Raw genomic sequence first — 5,957 nt, forward strand, 5'->3', positions numbered from 1 at the left:
TCAAAAAACGTCGCAGCCACCCCCTCTAAAACTGGTCAAAAATATACGCTGTTACCTGGTCATTTTTAAACGCTGTTTGACAATCTATATATCCCCCTAGCCTTATCACAGCCCGGATTGATGCCAGGCTCTATTTCAATGCAACAACTTGAAGCCGATATCAGTCCCGTTGCCTAGCACATAGCCAAGCTGGATATTGAAGTATCCGAGTGATTCCAACTGCCGTGCGTTTTGCAATGGGCCACCATCAATTGCATCAAAGCCGATCGCTTTACCCAATTCAAGTACGACATTGCGTGCCGTTTCATTGTCACCGGCAGCGAAGACGGTTAACTGTTGACCCGCCACCAACCCGTCACTCATGTGCTGAGCGAATACGGTATTGAAGCTCTTTACCACATGTGCGCGTGGAAGCGCCTTTTGCAGTTCCTCGGCACCACTCGTCGTAAATCCCATAGCTAATTGCATTTCTGGTGTCAGCGCATTGGTCACGTCGACGACAATTTTGCCGTCAGCTGCCGTTTTCAACTCGCGTGCCACATCTTGTACCGCACCAAAGGGGATAGCCAACACGATGACATCGGCCCAAGAAACATTCCCAGCAATTTCCCCTTTCTTGACGGCCCGCACTTCGTATCCGGCTCGCGCAAGACCTTTATTGAGTGCGCTGCCGACGTTCCCTGTTCCGATGATGATGATTTTGTGTTTCATAATTGCTCCTTGTAGATAAAAAGTAGGTTTGTTAGGTTCGATGCCGCTATGCACTCATTAGTGATGTGCTTTCCTTGATGCGTACGTCGATAGAAGTACTTTAGGAGTTTGTTTGATCATGCACTAGATGGTAAAACTGGGAATCACTGTGCATAATTTGGGACAATCAAATGGATCTCGACGCAATTGAGGTATTCGTGAAAGTTGTACAAGCAGGTAGTCTGTCCAATGCGGCAAGACTATTAAATATGCCCAAGACGACGGTCAGCGCCAAACTCGCTGCTCTGGAAAAACGGCTGGGGGCGAGCCTGATCTACCGCACTACCCGTAAATTGCATGTGACTGAAGCGGGCGAGAAATACTTTCATCATTGCGCGAATGCCGTTCGGGAGATGGAACTCGGAGAGGCCGCACTTCAATCGTCGCAAGGCACGCCGACCGGGTTGCTCAAAGTCACTGCTCCTGTCGACATAGGACATGCGGTGCTTCCTCACGTTACGCGCGCCTACCTGGCGAAGTATCCCGATGTCACCATTGAATTACTGATTTCAAACCAGATCGCTGATCTGGTGGGGGGAGGTGTTGATTTGGCTATTCGCGCGGGCATGCTGAAAGACTCATCGTTGATCGCAAAGCGATTTATTGACTTGCGCGCCAATCTTTGGGCTTCCCCCAGCTATATCAAAGAATTCAGAAAATTCACGCATCCCAAGGATTTAGTCATGGCGTCGTTCGTTGGGCGCAAGGGTGTCGACGTACTGCGGCTTACGGACGGCAAGTCAGAAGTCGATGTACCTGTCGTCAGCCGCGTCATTGCAGACGATCTCGAAACCATTAAAGCATTGACCATTCTTGGTGAAGGAGTCGGCTGGCTGCCTGACTTTCTGTCCGCAGATGCGGTAGACGCCGGCACGCTTGTGCCAGTTCTTCCGCAATGGAAATGGAAAGGAGGGGGCGCGTTCTATTTCGTCTACGCGGGCCAAAAATATGCATCGCCCAAGGTGCAGGCATTCATCCAAACGGCGTTGGATGTCGTTTCATCGAGGATGCCCAACTTCAGTTTTTGAACTGGCATTTGCCTTCAGTGCATCTTTCTGCGCAACAACGCGCGGCGGTGGATGATCTGAACCAGAACAAAACGACAAAGGAAGAGAACTGGGGTTTGATGCTTTGCGCCAGATATTCCGCAAGACCCGCCATATGACCAATGTGGAAGCGCTGATCCGGATCATGGTCCTTAACCGGCTCTGCGATCCCGAATCGAAACTGGGCGTATTGCGCTGGGTGGAAACAGTCGCCTTGCCGGATGTACCGGTAGCAGCGATCACCCACCAGCAACTCCTGCGCAGCATGGATGCCCTGATGGAGCAACAGTCTGCCGTCGATGCCGTAGTAGCCGGACTGTTGCGCCCCCTGATCGATCAGGACTTGTCTGTGGTCTTCGATGACCTCACCACGATCCGCAGCGAAGGCTTGATCGCCCGCCAGTTCCTGCTGGGGGCGTGCAGACGGCAGCGGGTGGTCGGAAAACCCGGCAACGTGGTTACCTGGATCGTCAATACCGAAAGCGTCGGGAATCAGAAAAGTATCAGCCTGCGCTGCAACGATCGGTTAAACCGGGGTTAATTTATAACGCCAGTGACGTCAGCGGCTGCCTGACCCGCCACAATACGCCCAATCGGCCCCAGAAGACTGACGGATTCTGATAGCAAAGCGATGTTCTCCAAAGATCATATCCGTAGCTTTTGGGTTATTTCGGCCACATGCCGCCCCTGAAAACGAGCGATGGCCAGCTCATTGGCACTGGGCTGACGACTGCCATCTCCGTTGGATAGTGTCGTGGCACCATAGGGTGTACCTCCGCTGATCTCACTCATATTCATCAGTTCCTGACAACTGTAGGGGACACCAACCACGATCATCCCCTGATGGAACAGGAAAGTGTGAAAAGAAGTGATGGTGGTTTCCTGACCACCGTGCTGCGTGGCTGTGCTGGCAAAAACGCTGCCGATCTTGCCCACCAGTTTACCTTCTTGCCAGAGATTCCCTGTGCGATCAAGAAAATTACGCATTTGCCCACTCATATTGCCGAAGCGTGTTGGCGTGCCGAAAATAATCCCATCATAATCCGCGAGATCATCGGGGTGCGCCTCTGGCGCAGCTTGATTAGTTTTGGCATGCACAGCGGCCAAGGTTTCCGCTGGCATGCTTTCCGGCACACGCTTAATATCCACCGTCACGCCGGAGATGTCCCGTGCACCTTCAGCTATGGCATCGGCCATGGTTTCGATATGCCCCCAGAGGCTGTGATATAACACCAGTATTTTGCTCATAATGCTCTCCTCGTATTAGTCAACGTCTTCCGAGAGTAAAGATGATAAGTATACCTTGTAAAGGTTCCTCGTCATTTCAAGTGGGTAGCCTGAGATCTAGCTTACCCAAGTGTCAATCAGCGATGGTGATTAGCCAATTTTCAGCAGAAATCAGCGGTTGAATGGTTCGCCATTGAGAGCCTCGGTATTTCGCCAACAAACTAATGATTCATATTCCGCGATATGGGTTGGTAAATACCTGATGCTGACAGATGGCAAACGAATGGCGCTGATTAACAGCAAATTAGCGCCACCACCCACGATGCCAACCCCACCATGGACGATACGGACGATAGATAGGCACGGGGTGAATAACCACAGGACCAGGTCGAACCACAGCGACCGGTCCTCTAGGCGGCACCACATAACAGCCGGAGAGTAGGCTCATAGTAAGCAGGAGGAATAGTGCAGCATTTATTTTGCGAATAGGGAACATCGGTTATCTCTCCCAGTTCAGATGAATTGCCTGTATTCAGGCAGCAAATCTTTCAGCAATCATCAATTGTTGACGGGCACGCTCCAGTTCCAGAATAGCGGCCGCCTTGTGACCCCCAAACACGTCAGGAGCCTCATGCCGCAAGATGAAAATAGAATGGTCAATCTGACGGATAGCTCTTTGCAGATTTGGATGCGGGGCAGCTTGCGCTGTACTGATGCCCATAAAGAAAAATGCAGAAATTAACAGCGCGCTTTTCATTATCTGATTCATGTTAACTCTCCTCTAGGGATGTAAGGCTTTACGGGACTGCTGGTATTCCTGCCACAACTTTCTTTGTTGAGCAGGAGGAAGTTTATGAAAGCGTCTGGCGCGATCCATTATTTGCTGTCGGCGTGTCTGAGAATAATGTTTCCATCTTTCAGCCCGACGCTCCCAGCGGATTTTCGGAGCTGGGCGCTCCCATTCAGGTTTATGAGCAGGAGCACGTCGTATCCAGTGCGGATCTCGATGCATGGTCGGTGAGGCCAATACCGGCAATGAGAAACCGAATATGCATATTCCCAGTAAAACAATGGGAAATCCCTTAATAGCCATGATCCACCATATTGAGTTTGTCTGGATGCGCTTCCAACCATTCGTAAAAACCAAGATGAGCAACTATGTTGTGTGCTTCAGGAGGAATGGACTCATTTGTCTTAATCGGTGTTGAATGTGGCATTGGGCTGAACACATGCAGCGACATCGCAACCAGTGCGATAGCACAAAAACCCAGAATTATCTTAGCCGCGACGGGTAGTCGCCAGATTGTTACGGACCGTCTGATAGATTGATGATGCGGCTGATAACCCGCCGACCAATGATCCAGGAGCGTTTTAGAAAATGCACATTGTTCTTCGCAACGTGGACAATGACCCACATGTGCGGCAATCCGGCGTGCAAAATGCCCCGATAGCATTCCTGCACGCCACCGATCCAGAGTGTCTGATCGCGGGTGACAACTCCCCGAAGGCGCAATAAAAAACCGATCATGCTTCATCGTCATATCCTCCAGGTGCCCAATCTGCGAGAAGCGTCCGCAGACGTCGCAACGCTCGATAGTGGTGGACCTTGACACTTCCGCTACTGCAACCCATAGCCATCGCTGTTTCTTCCACGCTTAATTCCTGCCATTCCCTGAATAGAAAGGCTTCCCTCTGCCGATTGGGCAATTGGCGCAAAGCCGATTCAATCTGTATGCCTAACTGTTGTCCGGATAACTGATCATCGGGACTCGGAAAAAGATCGGGTAGGGCACTTAAGTCCTCCTCGGCATCGTCATTTTCTGTTCTCCAGAATCCGAGTAATCTCTCTAAACGCTGGCGGCGTTGATGATCCCGAATGTGGTTGCGCAGGATGGCGTAAAACAGCGCCACCCACTCTTCTGTCGGGCGGTCTGAATATTTCTGCATGAGCTTTATGGCAGCTTCCTGCACCATATCTCCAGCCTGGCCGGAGTCTCCCAGTTCCAGGCAGGCAAAGCGAAAAGCACGTTTTTCCAACCCATAAAACAGCTGGGACCAGGCTTTTTCTTTCAGGCTGGTGTCAATGAGAATAGCCTCAGTTTGAAACATGTCAGAATCGTATTCCTCCGGATCTTACGGTGTTTTAACGTGTGACACGCTACTTTGGTTGACAGACTCAATCTATACTTTGCGATGCTACCGAAAAACGGAAATATATGATCAGAAATAGATGGAAGGCGTGCTTGTTGATTGCTTGTATGGTCTGGGTATTTGCGGGCATTCCGGCCGAGGCTTACGGGAGTCATTTTCGACCTGGGCCGAAAGGAAAGGACGTCACCATTTCGAATGGCGGCCTTTCGATAAAATTTAACATTCCTTGGGGTGGGGTGGTGGTTTCGGTGTCGAATCGACACGTAGCCCATGGGCTGAACATTGTCGACACCCATGATCCGGGGCGTGAATTACAGGTGGACCAGTTTCTGTTTTTGATGATAAACGGTCATTGGAGCCTGATGCTTAACCCTACGCAGGCGGGATCTTTTGGACACCAGGCCTTTTATCTGCACCCCCACGGGGTCATACATCCGGAAATTGGAAGTAAGGTGGTGAGGTGGAACGCGAGTCGAACGCATTTTCATGCGGTGATTGATCCGGTGGATTACGATACGGGCCATCCTACAAAGTGGGTGTACGTAGAGGATGTTCGGATTAGCGCGAAAGGTGTTGCCCATTTTCATTTTACGTTTTATAACCACGGAATGCAGACCTACCTATTGGACTCGGAGGTCCCTATGCTTTACTCGGACTGGACGGATGCGTTTCTATATCCGCTGGTTTCGCCTTATGGGCGCGCGGGGCGGTCTCTTCTGCTTCAAGATGCCAAATGGCCAGTGAGGATGGTTCGTGGAAGCCGCTGGCCTGAAGGCCATCTGA

At 51.0% G+C, this 5,957-nt stretch carries 7 protein-coding genes and 1 pseudogene; 3 read left to right on the top strand and 5 right to left on the bottom strand.

From position 1 onward, the window contains the following. Nucleotides 1–135: 135 nt before the first annotated feature. The gene (locus HAP95_RS00015; RefSeq protein WP_031571123.1) at nt 136–711 is read right to left on the bottom strand and encodes an NADPH-dependent F420 reductase; all 576 of its coding nucleotides are present in this window, start codon (nt 709–711) and stop codon (nt 136–138) included. Nucleotides 712–881: 170 nt separating this feature from the next. Between HAP95_RS00015 and HAP95_RS00020 the strand changes: the two genes are divergently transcribed. Together HAP95_RS00020 and HAP95_RS00025 are read left to right on the top strand one after the other, a co-directional pair. Next, nucleotides 882–1,778 carry a LysR family transcriptional regulator gene (locus tag HAP95_RS00020; protein WP_010642423.1) on the top strand — a complete coding sequence of 299 codons (897 nt, stop codon included), beginning with the start codon at nt 882–884 and terminating at the stop codon, nt 1,776–1,778. An 82-nt stretch (nt 1,779–1,860) separates the two neighbouring features. Then, a pseudogene (locus HAP95_RS00025) lies at nt 1,861–2,211 on the top strand (IS1634 family transposase); the annotation flags it as partial. Between the two features lie 230 nt (nt 2,212–2,441). Here HAP95_RS00025 and wrbA read toward each other — a convergent pair. The 4 genes from wrbA to HAP95_RS00045 form a co-directional block, all read right to left on the bottom strand. Continuing rightward, entirely contained in the window at nt 2,442–3,044 is a 603-nt protein-coding gene (gene wrbA, locus HAP95_RS00030) for an NAD(P)H:quinone oxidoreductase (RefSeq protein WP_010642426.1), read from the bottom strand. Nucleotides 3,045–3,555: 511 nt separating this feature from the next. After that, entirely contained in the window at nt 3,556–3,792 is a 237-nt protein-coding gene (locus HAP95_RS00035) for a hypothetical protein (protein ID WP_010642428.1), read from the bottom strand. Between the two features lie 537 nt (nt 3,793–4,329). After that, complete coding sequence (locus tag HAP95_RS00040) at nt 4,330–4,551, bottom strand: hypothetical protein (protein ID WP_010642430.1); 222 nt, start codon at nt 4,549–4,551, stop codon at nt 4,330–4,332. Further along, nucleotides 4,548–5,132 (bottom strand): sigma-70 family RNA polymerase sigma factor, encoded by a 585-nt coding sequence (locus HAP95_RS00045; RefSeq protein WP_065973902.1) that lies wholly within the window; start codon nt 5,130–5,132, stop codon nt 4,548–4,550. The genes HAP95_RS00040 and HAP95_RS00045 overlap by 4 nt, the downstream gene beginning before the upstream one ends. A gap of 149 nt (nt 5,133–5,281) precedes the next feature. Between HAP95_RS00045 and HAP95_RS00050 the strand changes: the two genes are divergently transcribed. Then, on the top strand, nt 5,282–5,957 hold a 676-nt coding region (locus tag HAP95_RS00050; RefSeq protein ID WP_215882432.1), incomplete at its 3' end, for a hypothetical protein.

It is taken from the genome of Acidithiobacillus sulfurivorans (genome assembly GCF_018853815.1).
Classification (GTDB): domain Bacteria; phylum Pseudomonadota; class Gammaproteobacteria; order Acidithiobacillales; family Acidithiobacillaceae; genus Acidithiobacillus; species Acidithiobacillus sulfurivorans.

What these genes read in the sequence shown, in the direction of transcription:
- HAP95_RS00015 (WP_031571123.1), bottom strand. Translation starts at nt 711, where the DNA reads ATGAAACACAAAATCATCATCATCGGAACAGGGAACGTCGGCAGCGCA.
- wrbA (WP_010642426.1), bottom strand. Translation starts at nt 3,044, where the DNA reads ATGAGCAAAATACTGGTGTTATATCACAGCCTCTGGGGGCATATCGAA.
- HAP95_RS00045 (WP_065973902.1), bottom strand. Translation starts at nt 5,132, where the DNA reads ATGTTTCAAACTGAGGCTATTCTCATTGACACCAGCCTGAAAGAAAAA.
- HAP95_RS00035 (WP_010642428.1), bottom strand. Translation starts at nt 3,792, where the DNA reads ATGAATCAGATAATGAAAAGCGCGCTGTTAATTTCTGCATTTTTCTTT.
- HAP95_RS00020 (WP_010642423.1), top strand. Translation starts at nt 882, where the DNA reads ATGGATCTCGACGCAATTGAGGTATTCGTGAAAGTTGTACAAGCAGGT.
- HAP95_RS00040 (WP_010642430.1), bottom strand. Translation starts at nt 4,551, where the DNA reads ATGATCGGTTTTTTATTGCGCCTTCGGGGAGTTGTCACCCGCGATCAG.